The organism is Amycolatopsis sp. CFH S0740 (genome assembly GCF_004522315.1).
In the GTDB taxonomy this organism is placed as follows: Bacteria; Actinomycetota; Actinomycetes; order Mycobacteriales; family Pseudonocardiaceae; genus Amycolatopsis; species Amycolatopsis nivea.
The window spans coordinates 141,092-160,323 of the sequence record NZ_SDLS01000002.1 but is presented as its reverse complement, the minus strand read 5'-3'; the positions used below and the strand labels follow the sequence as shown (position 1 = coordinate 160,323).

The following is a 19,232-nucleotide window of genomic DNA, read 5'->3' as shown; positions in this document are numbered from 1 at the left end:
GTGCGGCTTTGTACGGTCAGAGAAGTCCCGGCCCCAGTCCTAGGAGGCACCGTGTCCGAGCTGACCCGGACCCAGCGCGAATTCCGCACCGCGATGGCCAACCTCTCCGCGGCCGTCAACGTCGTGACCACCGCCGGCCCGCACGGCCTCGCCGGGATGACGGTGAGCGCGGCCTGCTCAGTCACCGACAGCCCGCCGACCGTGCTCGTCTGCGTGAACCGGTCGAGCCGGTCGCACGCGATCCTGGTCGGCAACGGCCAGGTCTGCGTCAACGTCCTCGGCCCCGGCCAGGAAGACCTGGCCATGCACTTCGCCGGCGCGACCAAGGTGCCGACCTCCGAACGCTTCGACCAGGACTGCTGGGACCTCGACAGCGAGGACGCCCCGGTCCTGCGCGGCGCGGCGGCCTCGCTGGTCGGCCGGATCGCTGGCGAACAGGAGCACGGATCGCATTCGGTGCTGTTCGTCGAGATCGAGAAGGTGCTGACCGCACCGGACAGCGGTGCTTTGGTGTACTTCCAGCGCCGCTTCCACCGGCTTGCCGCACTCAGCGCCTGATCGAGGAGAACCCGTGGACCGGATGACCCTGACCTGCTACAACGACACGCACGGCTACGGCTGGCGGCACGTCGACCTCTTCGTGCACGACGAGCACGGCCGCGAATTGGACTGGGTGCACTGGCAGGTCCCGGCCGACGGCCCGGACGCCGCCGACGAGGCCACCGCCCGCGTCGAACCGCTGCTGCGCCGGACGTCCGACTGGCGGCACGCGGTCAGCGCGAGCGGCATGGACTACTGGACCGCCGACGCCGCCTGGACTCAGCCGTGACCGGCCCGTGGTCGCTGCGCGCCCTGGTCGCCGACCTGACCGCTGGCCGGACGACACCGGAAGAGGCCGTGGCAGAGGCCCGCTCGCGGGTCGCGGCGGCTTCCTACGACGCTTGGGTTTCGTCGGCTTACCTGCCTGCTTCGCCGGGGCCGCTGGGCGGAGTTCCGTTGGGTGTCAAGGACATCATCGACCTGGCCGGACTTCCGACCCGCTGCGGTTCCGTACTGCGCGCGGAGGCTCCACCGGCCACTGTGGACGCTTCGATCGTCAGCGAATGGCGTCGGGCAGGCGCGGTGCCGATCGGCAAGACGGTCACCACGGAATTCGCTTTCTTCGCACCCGGTCCCACGGATAACCCCGCGGCACCCGGCCACACCCCTGGCGGTTCCTCGAGCGGTTCAGCCGCGGCCGTCGCCGCTGGACACGTCCCGCTGGCTTTGGGCTCGCAGACCGCTGGCTCGGTTACGCGACCGGCCGCGTTCTGCGGAGTCGCGTCGCTGGTCATGACCCGGGGCCGGTTCCCGGTCGACGGCGTCACCGGTCTGAGCCCGAGCCTGGACAGCCACGGCATGTTCACCGCGACGGTTTCCGACCTGGCCTTGGCCTGGTCAGCGCTGTCGGGGGAGCCGGAGGTCACTGCTTCTTCGGCACCGCGATTGCTGGTGTGGTCCCCGACTGACGCGAGCCCAGCTATGCAGACCGCGCTTGGCACTGCGGTTTCTCTGCTGCGCGCTGCCGGTGCCGTGGTCGATGAATTCCCGGACCCTGCTCTGGTTCTTGGCTTGATCGCCGCGCACCCCGTGGTGATGGCCTACGAAGCCGCGCGGGAACGTTCTGTCGAGCTCGCTTCTGCGGACCGTCTCAGCGCCCCTCTCGCGCAACTGCTGCGTACCGGCGAGGACATGCCGCGCGCGGAGTACGAGGCCGCGCTGGACGTCGTCGCTTCCGGCGCTGCCCGGCTGGCCGAGCTCGTGGCCGGCTACGACGCCGTCCTGACCCCAGCCGCGCTCGGCTCGGCCCCTGCTGGCCTGGCGGCGACTGGCGACCCCGTGCTCAGCCGCCCGTGGCAGGCGCTGGGCCTGCCGGTCATCGCCGTCCCGGGCCTGCGCGACGAGGCCGGTTTGCCGCTGGGATTGCAGCTGGTCGGCAGTGCTTCCGGCGAGGCCGCGCTGCTGGCCACAGGCAGCTGGGCGGAGACCGCGCTCAAACGGTGACGCGATGGGTGAGGATGTCGCGGACCAGCGTCCCGAGGCTGTCCGCTGACGTCTTCGCCTTGATCCGCGCCCGATGCACGTCGACAGTTTTGACGCTGGTGCCCAGCCGGTGCGCGATCGCCTGGCTGGGCATCCCGTCGACCACCAGCCGAAGCACCTCACGCTCGCGCTGGGTCAGCGTGTCGAGTCGGGCCCGGACCGCCTGCCGCTCCGCGTGCTCCGCGAACCGGCGGCGCGCCTCGATGAGCTGGGTCTGAACCACCTCGACCATGCGCTGGGCCTGGTAAGGCTTCTCGAGGAAATCGACCGCCCCCGCGGTGAGCGCACGGACCGACATCGGAATGTCGCCGTGCGCGGAACAGAAGATCAGCGGAGCCGGACAGTCGATTTCCGCGAGCTTTTCCTGCAGCTGAAAACCGCTGATCGCGGGCATGCGCACGTCGACGATCACGACCGCGGGCTCGGCCGGGTCGAATTCGTCGAGGAAGGTCTGGGCGTCCGGATAGGTCAATGCCTGCACGCCGACGCTCTCCAGCAGGAACACCAGGGACTGCCGGAGGTCCTCGTCGTCGTCCACCACGTGCACGACCGGGTCGTCGCTCATGGCTTCATCAGCACCGAGGCCGAGGGATAGTCGCTGGCCCAGCCTTCCGGCAGCGGGGCGATGAAGACGTTTTCGGTGCGCGTGCGGGTGATCCGCCAGGTGTCGCCTACCCGGCGGAACGCGTTGTTCAACCGGCTGGACCGCAGGAGCGCTTTCCCGTCGGAGAACAGCCACGGTTGCATGTGGATCCATTGACCCGTGGCCTCGTCGCCGTCCACGTGGATCTGCTCGGAGGTGAGATAATGGGCGTTCAGCAGAAGCTCGGGGTCTTTCTTCTCGCCCCAGAACCGCTGGAAATGCGCCCGGATGGCCGCGGCGCCCTCGGCCCGCCCGAACTGCCCGTCGTAGTACTCGCCGACGCCCTCCCAGACCGCGTCCTCGGTGTAGAGCTCCATGATGAGATCGATCCGCTCGTCGTCGCCGCCGACTCCGAACTCGGGGCAAGGCGTGTCGCAGAGGAACATGTAGCGCGCCTGCACTCGGCGGATCTCCGCCTCTGCCTCAAGCACCCCGACCCGCCGAACCAGCCCCGCGACAGTCTCCTCCAACGCGGCCACCCGCCGGTCCTGGCTGGCGTCGGACAGTGCGGAGTGCTCGAGAGACATCGTTTTCCTCACTAGGAAGTCGTGACCGGATGGCGGTTCGTGCCGGGGTTGGCCTTTCGGTGCGGTTTTCGGCTCGTTGACAGGGTAACCGGACCGCACCGGGCATTGGCAGCTTGTGACCAGCCTCTGCCGGGGTCGGAAGGGTTGTCAATCGAATCGGTGAGTTATGCGTGGCGTGTTTCAACCCGGTGGTGGGGGTTATCAATGGGTTGGCGGACAACGTCTTGGGGAGGGTGTCCTGTTCGGAGCGGCGCGCTGGGATGGCTAGGCCGGGGGTTCTTCGTTGTTGCTGGGCGGGGTTGTTTCCTTGCGGGTGCTGCTCGCGGTCCCTAGGAGCGCTGGTGTTCCCGAGATGCTCTCAGCCATTGGCGACTGAGCTCGCTGGCGTTCCCCGGGGCAACGTCCGTCTTCGGCGGGTGGATGGCTGGTGTTCCCTGGATGCGCTTGGTCATCGACCGATGGGGGCGCTGTCCTTCCCCACGGAGCGTTTGGTCCGCAGATTATGCAGCTCTCGCAGGGTCCGCGATAACGTTGCGGTATGTGCGTTTCCACAGGTACCGGTCACAGGCGATGAGCGCGGCTCAGCGGGCCGACGCCCGGGAGAACCGGGAGCGGATCGTCGAGATCGCGCGCGAGGCGATCGCCTCCTCGGGAGAGTTGCGCCTGAACGCGGTCGCCAAGTCGGCCGGAGTCGGGCAGGGAACGCTCTACCGGCACTTCCCCACACGCGAGGAGCTGCTCGCCGAGGTGTACCGGCAGGAGGTGGAGGACCTGGTCGCGCTGGCTCCGGAACTGCTGGCCGCGTGTGAACCGGTCGAGGCGCTGTCCCGCTGGTTCGACCGGATCGCCGAATACGCGCGAGTCAAACGCGGCGTCTTCGCGGCACTGGAAACCGCGGTGTGGAAAGGCCTGTCCGAAGAAAGCCACGGCCCGCTCGGCGACGCCATCACCCTCCTGCTCGACGCCGGAAAAGCCGAAGGATCCATCCGCCCCGACATCGACGCCCGGGACCTGTTCATCTTGTCGGGCTATCTGACGCGCCTGGACGAGGACGAGTGGGATTCCCGCGCTCGGCATCTCTTGGATGTCCTGCTGCAAGGAGTTCTTTCCCGCTGACCCTGGCCGCGGCTGATCGCGCCGAGCGGAGGTCGGCGGGCGGCTTTCCGGTTGGTCGGGCAACGCGGTGGTGCCTGCTTTTCACGCATAATCGGCGAGCGACGCGAGTGAGTTCTGCTTGCGAGGCAACGGGTTCCCGCGCTACGGCACCGATCGCGACGTGGTTGGTGAGCTGCGGCAGGCGCGGTGCAGCGCCGAGACGGCAGCGCGAGACAGCGATCGCCGCGGACGTGGCGAGGCGGATATGCGTGCAGCAAATACGCGGCGTGAGCGGAGTGCGTCGTGTCGCGGACACACGGCGTGAGGACAGAGCAGCAAGCCCTGCCGAAAAGTTCAGGAGATTCAGCGTGAGATCCGGCCGAAAGCCGGAGCGTCGGACGTGGTGTCCATATTGGACGGGCCGCTCGCGGATGCGGCCGGCCCGGTCCCCCAGATTCCCCAGTGGTGGTGCTGTTGGTGTTGTGGCTCAGGAGGCGACGGCCAGGCGGACCCGGCGGTCGCGGGCGTACGAGACCAGTTCCCGGACCTCGTCGGTGGTGATGATGCGGACTGCGTCTTCCAGGATCTCGGCCGTGGCCACCTGCAGCGGCCAGGAACGCAGGCCGGGAGCGGGTTCGTGCCAGAACCACTGGCCTTGGGCGAGATCTTCGGCGGCGACGGTGGGTTCGTCGGTGTTCATGCCTGCAGCCTAACTTGCACCACCGACAGAAAATCGCTCTACCGGACATCCCGGGACAACCCCGGAGGAAGCGCAAGAAGTGAATGCGGATTCCGGGATAATTCCTGCTGGTCGGGAGGATGCGCGCGGGCCGACGGGTGGCGTGGGTCACGCGGTCTGCCCAGCCGGGCGGACGGGTTGGGGGCCGGGTGCGAAAGTAAGGGGCGGTGACCTGGTCCCGCTCAGCGGCGGGTTCGGGTGGATTTTGCACGGTCGGGCGGCCTGCCCTAGGCTTCGCCGGTCACCGCGCACACACCGGGGGTTTCCGGGACGAGAGGAACGGTGCGAATGGCTTTGCGCGACCCCGAGGCGTACCGCGACATCGATCTGCCGACGATTCTCCGGATGGAGCGGCGGCTTCCCTGGTACGGCTGGCCGCACCTGCCGTTGGGGCTGCTGGTCTGCGTGGCCGCGATCCTCGCCGCCTACCGGGTTCCGGTTTCGTATCACCTGACTACCGCGCTGGTCGCGGGCGGCGGCGTGGTCGGCGGGTTTTCCGGGTACGGCTGCGGGCTGGTCATGGTCAGCACGCCGGGGTTGGTCCAGACCGGCTACCTGAACTGGCGGCGCACGCGGGTGCTGCGGGTGTTGCTCATCGTGCTGGGCGGGTTGTCCGCGGCGTCGATGGCGGTCGTGGTCGCGTGCCACATTTCGTTGCTGGCCGGGGCTTCCGACCAGCATCCGTTCCGGCTTTCGGTGCAGGCCGGGTTGTACTTGGTGCTTGTTGTCGCGAACACTGTTCTCGCCGGGCTCGAGGCGTGGCAGTTGTCGAAGGTGCTGCGCGAGCCGGTCGCCGAGGTTGCCGCCGAGCCTGCCGGGCCGGTGCGGGTGCGGCTTGGCTGAACTGTCTACATCGGACTGAGTCAGCGCCTGCGCAGCAGCACTTCCTGGGTCACTGAGGCCACGAGCCGTCCGTCGGTGGTGAAGAATTCGCCGTGGGTCAGGCCTCGGGTGTTCGCGTAGCTGGGGCTTTCCATGTCGAACAGCAGCCATTCGTCCGCGCGGAACGGGCGGTGGAACCACACCGCGTGGTCCAGCGACGTCAGCTGCGGTTCGCCCGGGTCGTCGCGGTGGGGCAGCAGGGCGGTGCCTGCCAGGCGGATGTCGGAGATGTAGGTGAGCGCGCAGACGTGCGCCAGCGGGGCGTCCGGCAGCGCGTCTTTCGCCCGGACCCAGATCTGCTGACGCGGGCCGCGGCCGGTGTCGGGGAGGCCGGTTTCCGGGCTGCTGACGAAGCGGACCTCGATGGCGGACAGGACGATCGGCGAGCGGTCCTGCTCGACGACGCCCGCCTCGTCCGGGGCGGGGACGTCCGGCATCCGCGCCTGGTGCGCACTGCTGTCCGCCTCGGTCTGGAACGACGCGGACAGGCTGAAAATGCTCTCGCCGTTCTGGATCGCGACGACCCGGCGCGTGGTGAACGAACCGCCGTCACGAGTGCGCTCGACCTCGTAGATGATCGGCATGTCGGTGCGCCCGCCGCGGATGAAATAGCCGTGCAGCGAATGCACGTGCCGCGCCGCGGGCACGGTCGCGCCGGCCGCGGTGAGCGCCTGCGCCGCGACCTGACCGCCGAACGCCCGCTGCGGCGAACCCTGGTGGCACCAGCCGCGGAACAGGTTCAGCTCGAGCGGTTCGAGCTTCAGCAGCTGGTCTAGCCCGGTCCGGGTCGGATCGATCGTCGTCACCCGGCCAGTCTAAGCGCCTGCTCAGTCGCTTCGCGGGGTGAGCAGCGCCGCCACCGCCGCCGGGTCCTCGACGTGCGCGTTGTGCCCGAGCCCGGACAGGACCACTGCCTCGGGAACAAGGGCCCGCAGCTGCTCGGGACGGCACATCGGATCGTTCTCCCCGGTGGCGAGCACCACAGGGCAGCGCGCGGCCGCCAGCAGGCTCGGCATGTCCGGGCGGCCGACGCCGAAGGCGGGCGAGTCCAGGGCCAGCCGCCAGCCGTCCGCGGTTTCGGTGACGCCGTCGGGATCTGCCGGGGCCAGGCCGGTCAGCCCGGAGATCTTCAGGTAGGCGGTTTCGGCCTCCTCTCGAGTGGTGAACAGCCGCGGCGGACGGGTTGCCATCGCGGCGGCACGGGCCAGGTCGTCTTCGCTCCACTCCACCTTGATGCCCACCGCCAGCACGCTGCTGACGTCGAGCCCGTAGCGGCCGCTCGCCAGCTCCAGCGCGACGACCCCGCCGAGCGAATGGCCGAGGACGGCGACCGGGCCGGGCTCGTCCAGCGCGTCGGCGACCGCGGCCGCGAGCGCCTCGAACGTGTACTCGGGCAGTCGCGGCGAGCCGCCGTGGCCGGGCAGGTCCGGGGCGAGCAGCCGCTGGTCGAGCAGCCCGGCGAGGCCGTCCCAGACCGCGCCGGTGGCGCCGAGCCCGTGCAGGAGCAGGACCGGCGGTCCGCCTTGTCCGGTGACGCGCAGCTTCAGCTTTTCCACCGGACGGATCTTTCCGCAGGCGGCGGTCTCGGGGCTAGGGTCGGAACGTGTCGAGTGCTGTCATCGCCGACCCGGACACCTACGTCACGGGCGTGCCATACGACCTGCTTGCCCGTCTGCGCCGGGAAACGCCGGTGACGCGGATCGGCGACTTCTGGGCGGTGCTGCGCCACGCCGACGTGCGGCACGTGCTCCGCACCCCGGCGGTGTTTTCGTCGCAGCTCGGCGGCACGCAGATCCGCGACCCGGCCAGCGCGGAGGATCTGCGGTACGTGCGCCGGATGATGCTCAACATGGACCCGCCCGAGCACGGCAGGCTGCGCGGGCTGCTCACGAAGGCGTTCACCCCGCGCGCGGTCGGCCGGATCACGGAACGGATCGAAGGCTGGGCGCGGGATCTCGTCGCGGCGGTGGCCGATCGCGGCGCATGCGATTTCGCCAAGGACATCGCCGCCGATCTGCCGTTGCTCACGCTCGCCGAGGTGTTCGGCGTGCCCGAACAGGATCGCCGGCTGATGTTCGACTGGAGCAACCGCGTGATCGGCTTCCAGGACGCCGAATACGCGGTGAGCGCGACCGTCAACGCCGACGACGTCACCGACCTCGCCCGTGCCGCGCTGGCCGTGCGTCCGGAACCCGGTCCGGGCGGCCAGATGCCGGATCCGCGCAGCCGCGCCGGAATGCCGGACCTCTACGCCTACGCGCACGCGCTTGGCGAGCACAAACGCGAGCACCCCGGCGACGACGTGATGAGCAACCTGATGCGTTACGTGGACGACGACGGCGGCCGCGTGTCGATCGAGGAGTTCGAGAACCTTTTCTGGCTGTTTTCCGTAGCGGGCAACGAAACCCTGCGCAACGGCCTGCCCGGCGGGATGGCCGCGTTGCTCGCGCATCCCGAGCAGTACCGCAAGCTTCTCGACGACCGCAGCCTGCTTCCCGGTGCGGTCGAAGAGATGCTGCGCTGGCACACGCCGGTGATGCACTTCCGCCGCACCGCGACCCAGGACACTCGACTGTCCGATGTGGACATCAAGGCCGGGGACAAGGTCGTGGTGTGGTTCTCCTCGGCCAACCGCGACGAGACCGTCTTTCCCGATCCGGACGTGTTCGACGTGACGCGCGCGCCGAGCGAACACCTGACGTTCGGTCACGGCCCGCATTTCTGTCTCGGTTCGCATCTCGCGCGGATGCAGATGCGCGCGTTGTTCGCGGCGGTATTCGACCAGCTCGGCGAGGTCCGTCTCGCGGGCGAACCCCGCCGGCTGCGGTCGAACTTCCAGAACGGGATCAAGAGCCTCCCGATCCGCTGGGACTGACCGGCTCAGCCGAACCCGACGAGCGAAAGCCAGCGGTCCAGGTATTCCGTGTCGCCGGTGCGGTGCGCGATCTCCGGCGACAGCCTGCCGTAGACCATCAGCAGCAGGTCGCCCAGCGGTGCGGACGCGGTGGCCGCCGCGTCCGCCGGCGGACCCGGATGCCAGGCCAGCTGATCGCCGGTGAGGTCGACCGTCCAGGACGCCGCGTGGTCGGTCGGCGCGAGGTGGATCGTGCGGTCCGGGCCGAGCAGCTCGCGGCGTTGGGGTACGTACTCCAGCAATTGCGGCAGCGACCCGAGTTCCAGCCATTCCTCCATCGCGTCGTGCGCGACTTCCGGCGTGACGGTGAATTCCCCGCCCGCGGCCAGCGTCGCGTCGGCGCGGTGGATCAGTGTCTCGTTCATGAACCGGCGCGCGTAGAACGCTGCCCGGGGCGGTCCGTTCGGGACCGGCGTGAACACCTCCGCGTCCGGACCCGCTTCGCGCAGCGTCGCCACCAACGCCTTCGCCCCGTCCATGAGCCACGACGCCGGTCTCGGGGTGCTCACCGGGTTCTGGAGCCGGTCCTCCGGCAGCCAATGGTCGGCCCGCGTCCGCACGGTCTCTTCCGCCCACCGGTGCCCGGTGCTGACGTGATCGAGCAACTGTCCGAGATCCCACTCCGGGCAGGCCGCGACCCGCACCGTCCGGTCCGCGCCTTCGACAGCCGCGGCGAGCAGTTCCGTCTGCCGCAGGATCTCGGCGCAACGCTCGTGGAAGTCCATGTGGTGTCCTCTCCGGTTCAGATCCGCTGACACCAGACAGTCGGAGCCGACGCGGCCATCCAGACATCGCGACCGGGGAAGCCGGGTTACTCCACGCTCCAGGCGTCTCCCCATTCCGCGTCGCGAGCGGCGCGGTACCGCACGCCGTGCCGCTTCGACACGACGGTGCCGGGCGCGAGCCCGTCGGCGGTGCAGAGGTCGAGTTGCACGAACCCCTTGTGCTTGCGCGGATGCCGGATGATCCGGGCCGACGGACGGTCGACCGGTGCCGACGTGGCCGCCACGTACGAGAACTTCTCGTCCTCGAATCCCAGCGTGCCGGATTTGATCCGCCGGTGCACCCCGCTTCGGGGAAGCCGTGCGGAGAAATGGCACCAGTCCTCGCCCGGTTTGATCGGGCAGACGTCATCGTGCGGGCACGGCGCCACCACGCTGCGGCCCATCTCGCGCAGAACTTCGCGAGCCTCGCGGATCCGCGCGAACCCCGCTGGCGTGCCGGGCTCGATGAGCACGACCGTGCCGGCCTTCGCGGCGAGCCATTGGACGACGTCGGCACGGCCGCGTTCGGGAAGCTCGCCGAGCACGTACGAGAGCGTGACCAGATCGGCCTCCGGCGCCGCGGACGCGGAATCGACCAGTCCGCGCTGCCAGACCGCGGTGCGGACGGCCGGCTCGTCGGCGTTCGCCGCCAGCTTGCGTCCCAGCGCCAGCGCGGCCGCCACCTGCTCCAGGACAGTGCACTTCTCCAGCGACGGCCAGACGTCGGCCGCGGCCCACACTGCTGCTCCGGTGCCGCCGCCGATGTCGACGTGCGTCTTCGGCACGAAACCGGGCGCGGCGGCAGCCACCTCGCCCAGCACCGCGCTGACCGCCGCGTACGTCGCCGGCATCCGGTACCCGGCGTACGCGGCGACATCCAGCTCCGAAGAGAGGATCGGCGACGTCGCCGAGTCACCTTGTCGATAACGCTTGCTGAGCCGGTCCACGGCCTGCGCGAGCCGGGATTCGGGGAACCGGGCCAGCTCGTCGTCGAGCGCGGCGCGGAGAGCTTCGGGGAGTACTGCCACGGACAACGATTCTCCCACGCCCGATTTGTCCTCCGAGGTTCGCCTGACCTGCTAGTTTCGCGACGAGAAAAAAAGTTCGAAGACCTTGTCGATCCGGCCCCGGCCCGTTCGACGCAGTGGTGGAAGCAAGCCGAGAGCGAAGGGGAACCGAAGATGCGATTCATGGTGATCATGAAGGCCAGCGAAGAGAGCGAAGCGGGCCAGATGCCCAGCACCGAGCTGCTCGCCGAGATGGGCAAGTTCAACGAGGAACTCGTGAAGGCCGGCGTAATGCTCGCGGGCGAGGGACTGGCGCCCAGCTCCGAGGGCGCCCGGGTGAAGTTCTCCGGGGACAGCGAGCCCAGCGTGGTCGACGGTCCGTTCGCGGAGACCAAGGAGCTGATCGCCGGGTTCTGGATCCTCCAGGTCCGTTCGCTCGAGGAAGCCGTGGAGTGGATCAAGCGGGTGCCCAACACCGACGGGGCGCACCACGAGATCGAGATCCGGCGGATCTTCGACGCCGAGGACTTCGGCGACAACCTCACCCCGGAACTGCGAGAGGCCGAAGAGAAGCTGCGCGAGCAGGCTGCGCAGAACTGATGCGGTTCATGGTGCTGGTGAAAGCCAGCCAGGAATCGGAGGCGGGAGCTGCGCCGAGCGCCGAATTGCTCGAGCAGATGGGCCGGTTCAACGAGGAACTCGCCGAATCCGGTCACCTCGTGCAGGCGGCCGGACTGACGCCCAGCGCGGAAGGCGCCCGGCTGCTGTGGTTCGACGGCGAGGCGGAGCCGAGCGTGGTCGACGGCCCGTTCGCCGAGACCAAGGAACTCGTCGCCGGTGTGTGGATTCTGGAGGGGGAGTCGCTCGCCGAAATCGTCGAGTTGATGAAGAGGGCGCCCAATCCGGACCGGCAGGCAGGCACCGTCGAGATCCGCCCGATGTCCGGCGAGCTGTGACGTCGTGCCCGCCCGAGGGTTGCCTCGGGCGGGCCGGGCCGGTCTGATGGGCCGGTGGACACGCGAAGTGCGGTAGAGGCCGTTTGGCGGATCGAGTCGGCGAGAGTGATCGCCGGTCTCGCGCGGATGACCCGCGACGTGGGCCTCGCCGAGGAGCTGGCGCAGGACGCGCTCGTCGCCGCGCTCGAGCAGTGGCCGGAAACCGGGGTGCCGCGCAACCCGGGCGCCTGGCTGATGACGATCGCGAAGCGGCGGGCCATCGACCTGTTCCGGCGGAACGAAACCCTCGGCCGCAAGCTGGACGAGATCGGGCGGGAAGCCGAACAGCTCGGCGAGGGCGTGCTGCCCGACTTCGACGCCGTGCTCGACGACGAGCAGATCGAGGACGACCTGCTGCGGCTGGTGTTCACCGCGTGCCATCCGGTGCTGTCCACCCAGGCGCGGGTGGCGCTCACGCTGCGCATGCTCGGCGGGCTCAGCACCGACGAGATCGCCCGCGCGTTCCTGGTGAAGGAATCCACTGTCGCGCAACGCATCGTGCGGGCGAAGAAGACGCTCGCCGAGGCCAAGGTGCCGTTCGAAACGCCGGTCGGAGACGAACGCGTGGCGCGGGTCCCGGCCGTGCTCGAAGTGATCTACCTGATCTTCAACGAGGGCTATTCCGCTACGCGCGGCGACGACTGGATGCGGCCCGCGCTGTGCGAGGACGCGTTGCGGCTCGGCCGGGTGCTGGCCGGACTGATGCCCGCCGAACCGGAAGTGCACGGACTGGTCGCGCTGATGGAAATCCAGGCGTCGCGCTCGGCGGCGCGCACCGGCACGAACGGCGAACCGGTGCTGCTGATGGACCAGGACCGCAGCCGCTGGGACCGCCTGCTGATCCAGCGCGGCCTCACCGCGCTGGCCCGGTCCGAACGGCTGGCGGACGGCACGTACGGGCCGTATTCCGCGCAGGCCGCGATCGCCGCGTGCCACGCCGTCGCGGTCGCACCGGAAGAGACCGACTGGGCGCGGATCGCGGCCCTGTACGCGGGCCTTGCGCAGCTCACGCCGTCTCCGGTGGTCGAGCTGAACCGGGCCGTCGCGGTCTCGATGGCCGAGGGGCCGGAAGCCGGGCTCGCGCTGGTGGACAAATTGCTGACTGAGCCCGCGCTGAAGAACTACCACCTGCTGCCGAGCGTGCGCGGCGATTTTCTGTACAAACTGGGCCGCCGGGACGAGGCGCGCGCCGAGTTCGAGCGCGCGGCGAAGATGACCGGCAACGAACGGGAGCGCGTGCTGCTGCTGGGACGGGCCGAGTCGTGCAGCAAGCTGGAAGCGGGAACGAGGTAGCGGGGCACCGTGCGGTGCGGCAGTGATCGACATGCCCGCAACGGTCCACCACCACGCCGACAATTCCCGCCGTCGCCATCAGCCATCCCCAGGGTTGTCCACAAGTCGACACGCCTGTGGATAACCTGTTTCCGCAGGTAGCGAAGATGGAAACCGGCCGTCCGACCCGATCCGGTGAAAGGCGGCATGCCTCGGCCGTCCGGGGCGCTCATCCGACGTCTCTGCTTGGCTGGAATGAGACGGCTCGTACTGCCGCCGCGAGGATCCGCGACTAGCCGGTGTCCGCGGCTAAGACCGAAGGCCTCAGCGGTTCCGGACGTACCCCAGCCGCATCGACAACGCGGCTGCGGTCCCGGCGACCGTCGCGCCCAGCTCGTCCGCCCGGCGCATCACGCGGGGAGCCGGCCCGGCGACGCTGATCGCCGCGATCGGACGGCCCGAGTGGTCCCGCACGGCCGCTGCGACGCAGCCGACGTCGGGCTCGTTCTCCAGGTCGTCGACGGCCCAGCCGCGCCGCCGGGTGCGCGCCAGTTCGTCCAGCAACCGGACCGGGTCGTTGATGGTCTTGAGGGTGAGGCTGTCCAGCTTCATCCGGCGCACGCGCTCCACCCGGTCAGCCTCCGGCAACGCGGCCAGCCAGGCCTTGCCCAGCGACGTCGCGTGCTGCGGCCGTCGAGTGCCGAGGCGGCAGGACAGCGTGACCGCGCTGGCGCTGCGTTCGGTCGCGACGTAGACCATCGCGTCGTTGTCCGGCACCGCGAGGTACGTCGTCTCCCCGGACCGCTCGGCCAGCGCGGTGAGATACCGCGGCGCGCAGCGGTGCAGGTCGGTCGCCGCCATCGCGCGGGCGCCCAGTTCGACCAGCCGGGTGCCGAGCCGCACGCGTCCGGTGACAGTGTCGGCCTCCAGGTACTCCAGCCGCTTCAGCGTGCCGACGATCCGGTAGGCGGCGCTGCGGGACAAACCCAGTTGCCGGGCGAGCGCGTTCGTGGAAATTTCCTGGTGCTGCCCGACGTGTTCGAGCACCGCCAGCCCGCGCTCCAGGGTGCCGCTTTGGTCCAGCCCGCGTGCTGCTGCGTCCACGTTCGCCCTCCGCCTGTCGCTCTGCGTTCCCGGTCACCGGTGCGTGGTGCCATCAAGCGGGGTTGGACGCTAACACCTCCGATGTATGGACGGAAGATCTTGACCGAACTCTGTCATTGTGCAAGGTCAAGGTTGCGCCGAATGGTTCAACCTCCGATCGGTAAGAGTGCTTACAAAGGGTAACGGAGACTGGAGTCACCCTCTCAGGAAAATCACAGCGCCCGTGCCGCACGGTTTGGGTGATGTCCACACGTCTGCGCACCCGGGCGTCGGTCGCCGCCGGGCGGCTGACCGCGTGGTTTTCCCGTACCGCCCGGCTGGGCCGCGGCGGGGTGATCGGCGGCCGCGTCACGCTGCGGCTCGACCCCAAGGCGTTGCGCAGGCTCGGCCGCGACCGCACGGTCGTGATCGTCACCGGCACGAACGGCAAAACCACCACGTCGCTGATGCTGACCCGCGCGCTCGAAGCCCTCGCCGAAGTCGCGCACAACGGCGACGGCGCGAACATGCCCGACGGTCTGGTGGCCGCGCTCGCCGCCAGTCCCGACGCGCCGTACGCGGTGCTGGAGGTGGACGAAACCTACGTTCCGTGGGTGGCCGAGCAGGTGCAGCCCGCGGCGCTCGTGCTGCTCAACCTCAGCCGTGACCAGCTCGACCGCGTCGGCGAGGTCCGGATGATGGAGCGCGACCTCCGCGCCGCCTTCGCCGGTCTGTCGCGCACGGTCGTGGTCGCGAACTGCGACGACGTGCTGGTCACGTCGGCGGCCGCCGCGGCGGCGCGCCCGGTGTGGGTCGGCACCGGACGGCGCTGGTCGGGCGATTCCGTCTCCTGCCCGCGCTGCGGCGGCGCGATCACGCACACCGATCGCGAATGGCGTTGCGCGGTGTGCGCTTTCGCTCGCCCGGAGCCGACCTGGACCCTCGACGGCGACCTGGTCCACACGCCCGGCGGGCGGCAAGTCGACCTCGACCTGCGGCTGCCCGGCGAGGCCAACCGGGCGAACGCCGCTCTCGCACTCGCTGCCGCGCACTGCGTAGGCGTGCCGCCGCACACCGCCGCGGCGCGGCTGCGCACAATCACCGACATCGGCGGCCGCTACCGCACGATTCGCCGCACCCGGCATTCGGTTCGGCTCATGCTTGCGAAAAATCCGGCTGGCTGGGCCGAAACGTTGCGCGTGCTCGACGAGGACACTCCGGTCGTCGTCGCGGTCAACGCGCACGAGGCGGACGGCCGCGACCTGTCGTGGCTCTGGGACGTGCACTTCGAGCGGCTGCGGGGCCGTCAGGTCGTCGTGGCCGGCGAGCGGTCGGCGGACCTCGCGGTGCGGCTTTGCTACGCCGAGGTGCCGCATTGGTCGGCCCCGGATCCGGTCAGCGCGATCGACACGCTGCCGCCGGGCGGGGTCGAACTCGTCGCGAACTACACCGCCTTCCGCGACCTGGTGGACCGGTTGCCCGATGTCTGATTCGACCGTCGGCATCGGCTTGTTGCTCCCCGAGGTGCTGGGGACCTACGGCGATTCCGGCAACGCACAGGTGCTCTGCAAACGCTTGCAGTGGCGCGGTTACGACGCCGAGGTGGTGCCGGTTTCGCTGGACTCCGAGGTACCGTCCACTTTGGACCTCTACCTGCTCGGCGGCGGCGAGGACATGGCGCAGGTGCTGGCCGCGGACTTCCTGCGCAACTCGGCGGGGCTGCGCAGCGCGGCGAATGCGGGACGCCCGGTGTTCGGGGTGTGCGCGGGTCTGCAGATTCTCGGCAAGCGTTTCCGCGGCGTCGACGGCATCGAACACGCTGGGCTGGGACTGCTCGACCTCGTCACCGAGCCGGCGGAGCAGCGTGCGGTGGCTGAGCTGATCGTCGAACCGAACCTGCTCGAGACGCCGTTGACCGGCTTCGAGAACCATCAGGGCGCGAGTGTGCTCGGCCCGGGCAGCGCACCGCTGGGCCGCGTCGTCCGGGGCACGGGCAACGGCGACGGCACTGAGGGCGCGGTCACCGATCACGTGCTCGGCACCTACCTCCACGGCCCGGCGCTGGCGCGCAATCCCGAGCTGGCTGACCTGCTGTTGTCGTGGGTGCTCGGCCATGCGCTGAAGCCGTTGGACCTGACTGAGGTGGACACGCTGCGCTCGGAACGGCTGGCCGCACGCCGCGCCCGATGACGTCCCTTCGCGCTCGTTACGCTGCGTGCGTGAGACTTCTCGCTGCCGCAGGTGTCCGGATGCGGACAACCGGGGTTGCCGTGCTCGCGCTCGCGTTGGCCATCGCGACCGCGTGCGTCGTCGTGGTGCTGTTGCTGCAACAGTCCCTCGACCGAAGCGTCACCGAGAGCGCGCGAAGTACCGCGAGGCAGGTTGCTGTCCAACTCGTGCGCGCGGGCGCGCGAGACCTGTCCCCGAGCGACGTCGCGAGCACTGGGGACACTGAAGCCGTGACGCAGGTCCTCGGGCCGCGAAGCACGCCTATCGCGAGCGACCCGGCGATCGTCGGCCGTCCGGCTATCACCGCCGCGCGCCCGGCTCCGGGACAGGAGACCGTCGAGACACTGCCGCTCGGCTTAGACGGCGACGGCAGCGACTACCGCTTGGTTTCGGAAGGCGTCAACGGGCCGGGCGGACCGTTCACCGTCATCTCCGCACGGTCCCTAGAGCCGGTCACCGAAGCCTCAGCTCGGCTTACGCTGTTGTTAGGGCTGATCTCGCTGCCGCTGCTCGGTATCGCTGGCTTCGCGGTGTACCGCTCTGTCGGCTCTGCGCTGCGCCCAGTGGAGCGGATGCGGCGCACTGTCGCTGAGATTTCGACGCGCGACCTCGCGTTGCGCGTACCGCTGCCGCCTGGCGGCGACGAGGTGCACCGGCTCGCTGTCACGCTCAACGAGATGCTTGAGCGGCTTGGGTCCGCACAGGCCGCGCAACGCCGCTTCGTCGCCGACGCGAGTCACGAGCTGCGCTCGCCGCTGTCGACCATCAGCACCGCGCTCGACGTTTCAAACCAGCACCCCGAGACCACCGACGAATTGGTGCCGGTGATTACCCGCGAGACCGCGCGCCTGCGAGAGCTGGTCGACGACCTCCTGATGCTCGCGCGCACCGACGACGCCACCGACCGGCCCGCGCGTACCGAAGTCGATCTGGACGACATCGTTCGCGCGGAAGCTGAACGCGTACGCGGCGAAGCGGCTGTCGAAATCGAAGTGCGCGCCGGACCGGCGAAGGTGCGTGGCAGTGAGGCGCAGCTGCGTCGCGCCGTACGCAACCTCGTCGACAACGCGTGCGGGCACGCGCGCGAGCGGATCCGGATTGCGAGTTCGGTGCAAGATGAGATGGTCGTCGTGGAGGTGAGCGACGACGGCCCGGGCGTCGCCGAGGGCGACCGGGAGCGAGTGTTCGAGCGGTTCGTGCGGCTGGACGCTTCGCGGCGGCGCGGCGGGACCGGACTGGGCCTGTCGATCGTGGCCGGCATCGCGGCCCGGCACGGCGGCCGCGCGCGGTACGTCGACGTCGCCGACCCGAGTTACCCGGGCGCGCACTTCGTGATCGAACTGCCGAGCATCGAACTGCCCCGGATCGAGGAGGACTGAGCATGCGGTTGCTGATCGTGGAGGACGAGCTGGAGTTCGCCGAAACCCTTCGCCGCGGCCTGGTCGCCGAGGGGTTCACGGTGAACGTGGCGCACACCGGCCGGGACGGGCTCTGGTCGGCGATGGAGCACGATTACGACGCCGTGGTGCTCGACATCATGCTTCCCGAGCTTTCCGGTTATGAAGTGCTGAAACGCTTGCGGGCAGCGGAGAATTGGACGCCGGTGCTGATGCTCACGGCGAAGGACGGCGAGTACGACGAGGCGGACGCATTCGACCTCGGCGCGGACGATTATCTCTCGAAACCGTTCTCGTTCGTCGTTTTGCTGGCTCGGCTCCGGGCGTTGCTCCGCCGGGGCGCACCAGCTCGCCCGGCGGTGTTGACCGCTGGTGATCTGCAGCTCGATCCGGCTGCGCGCACTGTCCACAGGGGAGAGACGCGGATCGAGCTGACCGCGCGGGAGTTCGGGTTGCTGGAGTTTCTGCTGCGGCGGCAGGGTGCGGCGTTGACGAAGAACGAGATCCTCGGACACGTTTGGGACGCGCATTACGAGGGGGACGAGAACGTGGTCGAGGTTTATGTGGGGTATTTGCGGCGGAAGATCGACGCGCCGTTCGGGACGCGGACGATCGAGACGGTGCGCGGGGTGGGCTACCGGCTCGTCGGATGAGCGGACACGTCATTTTCCTCAACGGTACGTCCAGTTCCGGCAAGTCGAGCATCGCGGCGGAACTGCTGGATTTGCTGCCGGGTCCCTATTTCTGCCTGCCGCGAGACGCGGTCAACAGCATGCGGTCGCGGACACGGACCCCCGAATTCGGCACGCCGGAGTTCGACGCGGTTTTCGAACGGACGGTGCGCGGCTACCACCGCATGCTGGCCGGGCTCGCGGCGGCGGGTAACGGCGTGATCGCCGACCACGTACTCCGGCCGCACTGGCTTGCCGACTGCCTGGAAGTGTTGCGGGAGCAGGAAGTTACCTTCGTAGGTGTGCATTGCCCGCTGCCAGAGCTAAAGCGGCGCGAGCAGGCGCGAGGCGACCGCCCCGCCGGTCTGGCAGAGCGGCAGTATCCGATCGTGCACGCCCACGGCGGTTACGACATCGAATGCGACACGTCAGTGCACAGCCCGAAAGAATGCGCACAAACAATCGCGGACTTCATCGCGAAACCAGGGCGTTCCCAAGCGTTCGCCCGGTTAATTCAGTGAAATCCCCGCCACCGCCCGCACCACGGCAGTGCACCGGTCCTCGACATACTCCAGCCCGGCCTCCGAAGCGATCTTCCGCGCCTCCGCCGACACGATCCCCTGCTGCAGCCACAACGCCTTAGCCCCGATCGCCACCGCGGAACGGGCGATGTCCGGTGCTTCCTCGGCAGGGCGGAAGACGTCCACCAGATCCACCAGTTCCGGAATCTCCTCCAGCGACCGGTAAGCCTTCTCCCCGAGCAGTTCAGTCGCCGACGGATGCACCGGGATGATCCGGAAACCGTGCGCTTGCAGCGAAGCCGGTACGCCGTGCGCGGCCTTGCCCGGGTCACGGCTCAGGCCGACCACAGCGATCGTGCGCGCACCAGCGAGGATCTCTTCAGGCTTCATACTCTCCTCAACATCCCGACC

General features: G+C 69.3%; 23 protein-coding genes. 14 read left to right on the top strand and 9 right to left on the bottom strand.

Translation table 11 applies throughout. The annotated features are described in order from the left end of the window. Positions 1–51 precede the first annotated feature (51 nt). From EIZ45_RS04055 to EIZ45_RS04045, 3 genes are read left to right on the top strand one after another with little or no spacing between them, the layout of a single operon-like run. Entirely contained in the window at positions 52–558 is a 507-nt protein-coding gene (locus tag EIZ45_RS04055) for a flavin reductase (RefSeq protein ID WP_134661936.1), read from the top strand. Between the two features lie 22 nt (positions 559–580). Then, positions 581–829, top strand: coding sequence for a hypothetical protein (locus EIZ45_RS04050; RefSeq protein WP_051171481.1), 249 nt, complete (start codon positions 581–583; stop codon positions 827–829). Beyond that, positions 826–2,043 (top strand): amidase, encoded by a 1,218-nt coding sequence (locus EIZ45_RS04045; RefSeq protein ID WP_205669809.1) that lies wholly within the window; start codon positions 826–828, stop codon positions 2,041–2,043. Before EIZ45_RS04050 ends, EIZ45_RS04045 begins: the two co-directional genes overlap by 4 nt. Here EIZ45_RS04045 and EIZ45_RS04040 read toward each other — a convergent pair. Continuing rightward, a complete protein-coding gene (locus EIZ45_RS04040) occupies positions 2,033–2,647 on the bottom strand; it encodes a response regulator transcription factor (protein ID WP_009084166.1) in 615 nt (204 codons plus the stop codon). The genes EIZ45_RS04045 and EIZ45_RS04040 overlap by 11 nt on opposite strands. Continuing rightward, positions 2,644–3,252 carry a nuclear transport factor 2 family protein gene (locus EIZ45_RS04035; RefSeq protein ID WP_205669808.1) on the bottom strand — a complete coding sequence of 203 codons (609 nt, stop codon included), beginning with the start codon at positions 3,250–3,252 and terminating at the stop codon, positions 2,644–2,646. The genes EIZ45_RS04040 and EIZ45_RS04035 overlap by 4 nt, the downstream gene beginning before the upstream one ends. 570 nt (positions 3,253–3,822) lie before the next feature. Here EIZ45_RS04035 and EIZ45_RS04030 point away from each other — a divergent pair. Further along, complete coding sequence (locus EIZ45_RS04030; RefSeq protein WP_134662156.1) at positions 3,823–4,368, top strand: TetR/AcrR family transcriptional regulator; 546 nt, start codon at positions 3,823–3,825, stop codon at positions 4,366–4,368. 466 nt (positions 4,369–4,834) lie between these two features. Here EIZ45_RS04030 and EIZ45_RS04025 read toward each other — a convergent pair whose 3' ends face one another. Beyond that, positions 4,835–5,047 (bottom strand): hypothetical protein, encoded by a 213-nt coding sequence (locus EIZ45_RS04025; protein ID WP_037354589.1) that lies wholly within the window; start codon positions 5,045–5,047, stop codon positions 4,835–4,837. Between the two features lie 327 nt (positions 5,048–5,374). Here EIZ45_RS04025 and EIZ45_RS04020 point away from each other — a divergent pair, with 327 nt between their 5' ends. Then, positions 5,375–5,929: a hypothetical protein gene (locus EIZ45_RS04020; RefSeq protein ID WP_134661934.1), complete on the top strand. Its 555-nt coding sequence runs from the start codon at positions 5,375–5,377 to the stop codon at positions 5,927–5,929. 20 nt (positions 5,930–5,949) lie between these two features. Here EIZ45_RS04020 and EIZ45_RS04015 read toward each other — a convergent pair whose 3' ends face one another. Beyond that, the gene (locus tag EIZ45_RS04015; RefSeq protein WP_043827210.1) at positions 5,950–6,774 is read right to left on the bottom strand and encodes an acyl-CoA thioesterase II; all 825 of its coding nucleotides are present in this window, start codon (positions 6,772–6,774) and stop codon (positions 5,950–5,952) included. 21 nt (positions 6,775–6,795) lie between these two features. Further along, positions 6,796–7,524, bottom strand: coding sequence for an alpha/beta fold hydrolase (locus EIZ45_RS04010; protein WP_134661933.1), 729 nt, complete (start codon positions 7,522–7,524; stop codon positions 6,796–6,798). Between the two features lie 47 nt (positions 7,525–7,571). On the opposite strand from EIZ45_RS04010, the gene EIZ45_RS04005 reads away from it, so the two are divergent. Continuing rightward, entirely contained in the window at positions 7,572–8,843 is a 1,272-nt protein-coding gene (locus EIZ45_RS04005) for a cytochrome P450 (protein ID WP_134661932.1), read from the top strand. A 5-nt stretch (positions 8,844–8,848) separates the two neighbouring features. On the opposite strand, the gene EIZ45_RS04000 is transcribed toward EIZ45_RS04005, so the two are convergent. Together EIZ45_RS04000 and EIZ45_RS03995 are read right to left on the bottom strand one after the other, a co-directional pair. After that, positions 8,849–9,607 carry a maleylpyruvate isomerase family mycothiol-dependent enzyme gene (locus EIZ45_RS04000; protein WP_134661931.1) on the bottom strand — a complete coding sequence of 253 codons (759 nt, stop codon included), beginning with the start codon at positions 9,605–9,607 and terminating at the stop codon, positions 8,849–8,851. 86 nt (positions 9,608–9,693) lie between these two features. After that, positions 9,694–10,674, bottom strand: a complete 981-nt coding sequence (locus tag EIZ45_RS03995) for a small ribosomal subunit Rsm22 family protein (protein WP_106961127.1) — start codon at positions 10,672–10,674, stop codon at positions 9,694–9,696. Between the two features lie 153 nt (positions 10,675–10,827). On the opposite strand from EIZ45_RS03995, the gene EIZ45_RS03990 reads away from it, so the two are divergent. Genes EIZ45_RS03990 through EIZ45_RS03980 form a run of 3 tightly spaced genes read left to right on the top strand, consistent with a single transcriptional unit; the run spans position 10,828 to position 12,941 of the window. Further along, positions 10,828–11,253: a YciI family protein gene (locus EIZ45_RS03990; RefSeq protein ID WP_043827215.1), complete on the top strand. Its 426-nt coding sequence runs from the start codon at positions 10,828–10,830 to the stop codon at positions 11,251–11,253. Next, complete coding sequence (locus EIZ45_RS03985; RefSeq protein ID WP_134661930.1) at positions 11,253–11,609, top strand: YciI family protein; 357 nt, start codon at positions 11,253–11,255, stop codon at positions 11,607–11,609. The genes EIZ45_RS03990 and EIZ45_RS03985 overlap by 1 nt, the downstream gene beginning before the upstream one ends. Positions 11,610–11,663: 54 nt before the next feature. Continuing rightward, complete coding sequence (locus EIZ45_RS03980; protein ID WP_043827217.1) at positions 11,664–12,941, top strand: RNA polymerase sigma factor; 1,278 nt, start codon at positions 11,664–11,666, stop codon at positions 12,939–12,941. Between the two features lie 303 nt (positions 12,942–13,244). Here EIZ45_RS03980 and EIZ45_RS03975 read toward each other — a convergent pair whose 3' ends face one another. After that, positions 13,245–14,024 (bottom strand): IclR family transcriptional regulator, encoded by a 780-nt coding sequence (locus EIZ45_RS03975; RefSeq protein WP_081684630.1) that lies wholly within the window; start codon positions 14,022–14,024, stop codon positions 13,245–13,247. Positions 14,025–14,266: 242 nt separating this feature from the next. On the opposite strand from EIZ45_RS03975, the gene EIZ45_RS03970 reads away from it, so the two are divergent. The 5 genes from EIZ45_RS03970 to EIZ45_RS03950 are packed head-to-tail and all read left to right on the top strand — an operon-like array spanning position 14,267 to position 18,821. Beyond that, the gene (locus EIZ45_RS03970) at positions 14,267–15,493 is read left to right on the top strand and encodes a MurT ligase domain-containing protein (protein WP_037808061.1); all 1,227 of its coding nucleotides are present in this window, start codon (positions 14,267–14,269) and stop codon (positions 15,491–15,493) included. After that, positions 15,486–16,193 carry a type 1 glutamine amidotransferase gene (locus tag EIZ45_RS03965; protein ID WP_037808058.1) on the top strand — a complete coding sequence of 236 codons (708 nt, stop codon included), beginning with the start codon at positions 15,486–15,488 and terminating at the stop codon, positions 16,191–16,193. Before EIZ45_RS03970 ends, EIZ45_RS03965 begins: the two co-directional genes overlap by 8 nt. 59 nt (positions 16,194–16,252) lie before the next feature. After that, positions 16,253–17,611 (top strand): HAMP domain-containing sensor histidine kinase, encoded by a 1,359-nt coding sequence (locus tag EIZ45_RS03960; RefSeq protein WP_037808055.1) that lies wholly within the window; start codon positions 16,253–16,255, stop codon positions 17,609–17,611. 2 nt (positions 17,612–17,613) lie between these two features. Then, complete coding sequence (locus EIZ45_RS03955) at positions 17,614–18,282, top strand: response regulator transcription factor (RefSeq protein ID WP_009084133.1); 669 nt, start codon at positions 17,614–17,616, stop codon at positions 18,280–18,282. Then, positions 18,279–18,821, top strand: a complete 543-nt coding sequence (locus tag EIZ45_RS03950; RefSeq protein ID WP_043827218.1) for a chloramphenicol phosphotransferase CPT family protein — start codon at positions 18,279–18,281, stop codon at positions 18,819–18,821. The genes EIZ45_RS03955 and EIZ45_RS03950 overlap by 4 nt, the downstream gene beginning before the upstream one ends. On the opposite strand, the gene EIZ45_RS03945 is transcribed toward EIZ45_RS03950, so the two are convergent. Continuing rightward, positions 18,810–19,211, bottom strand: a complete 402-nt coding sequence (locus tag EIZ45_RS03945; RefSeq protein WP_043827219.1) for a CoA-binding protein — start codon at positions 19,209–19,211, stop codon at positions 18,810–18,812. The two genes, EIZ45_RS03950 and EIZ45_RS03945, sit on opposite strands and share 12 nt — an antisense overlap. Between the last annotated feature and the right edge of the window lie 21 nt (positions 19,212–19,232).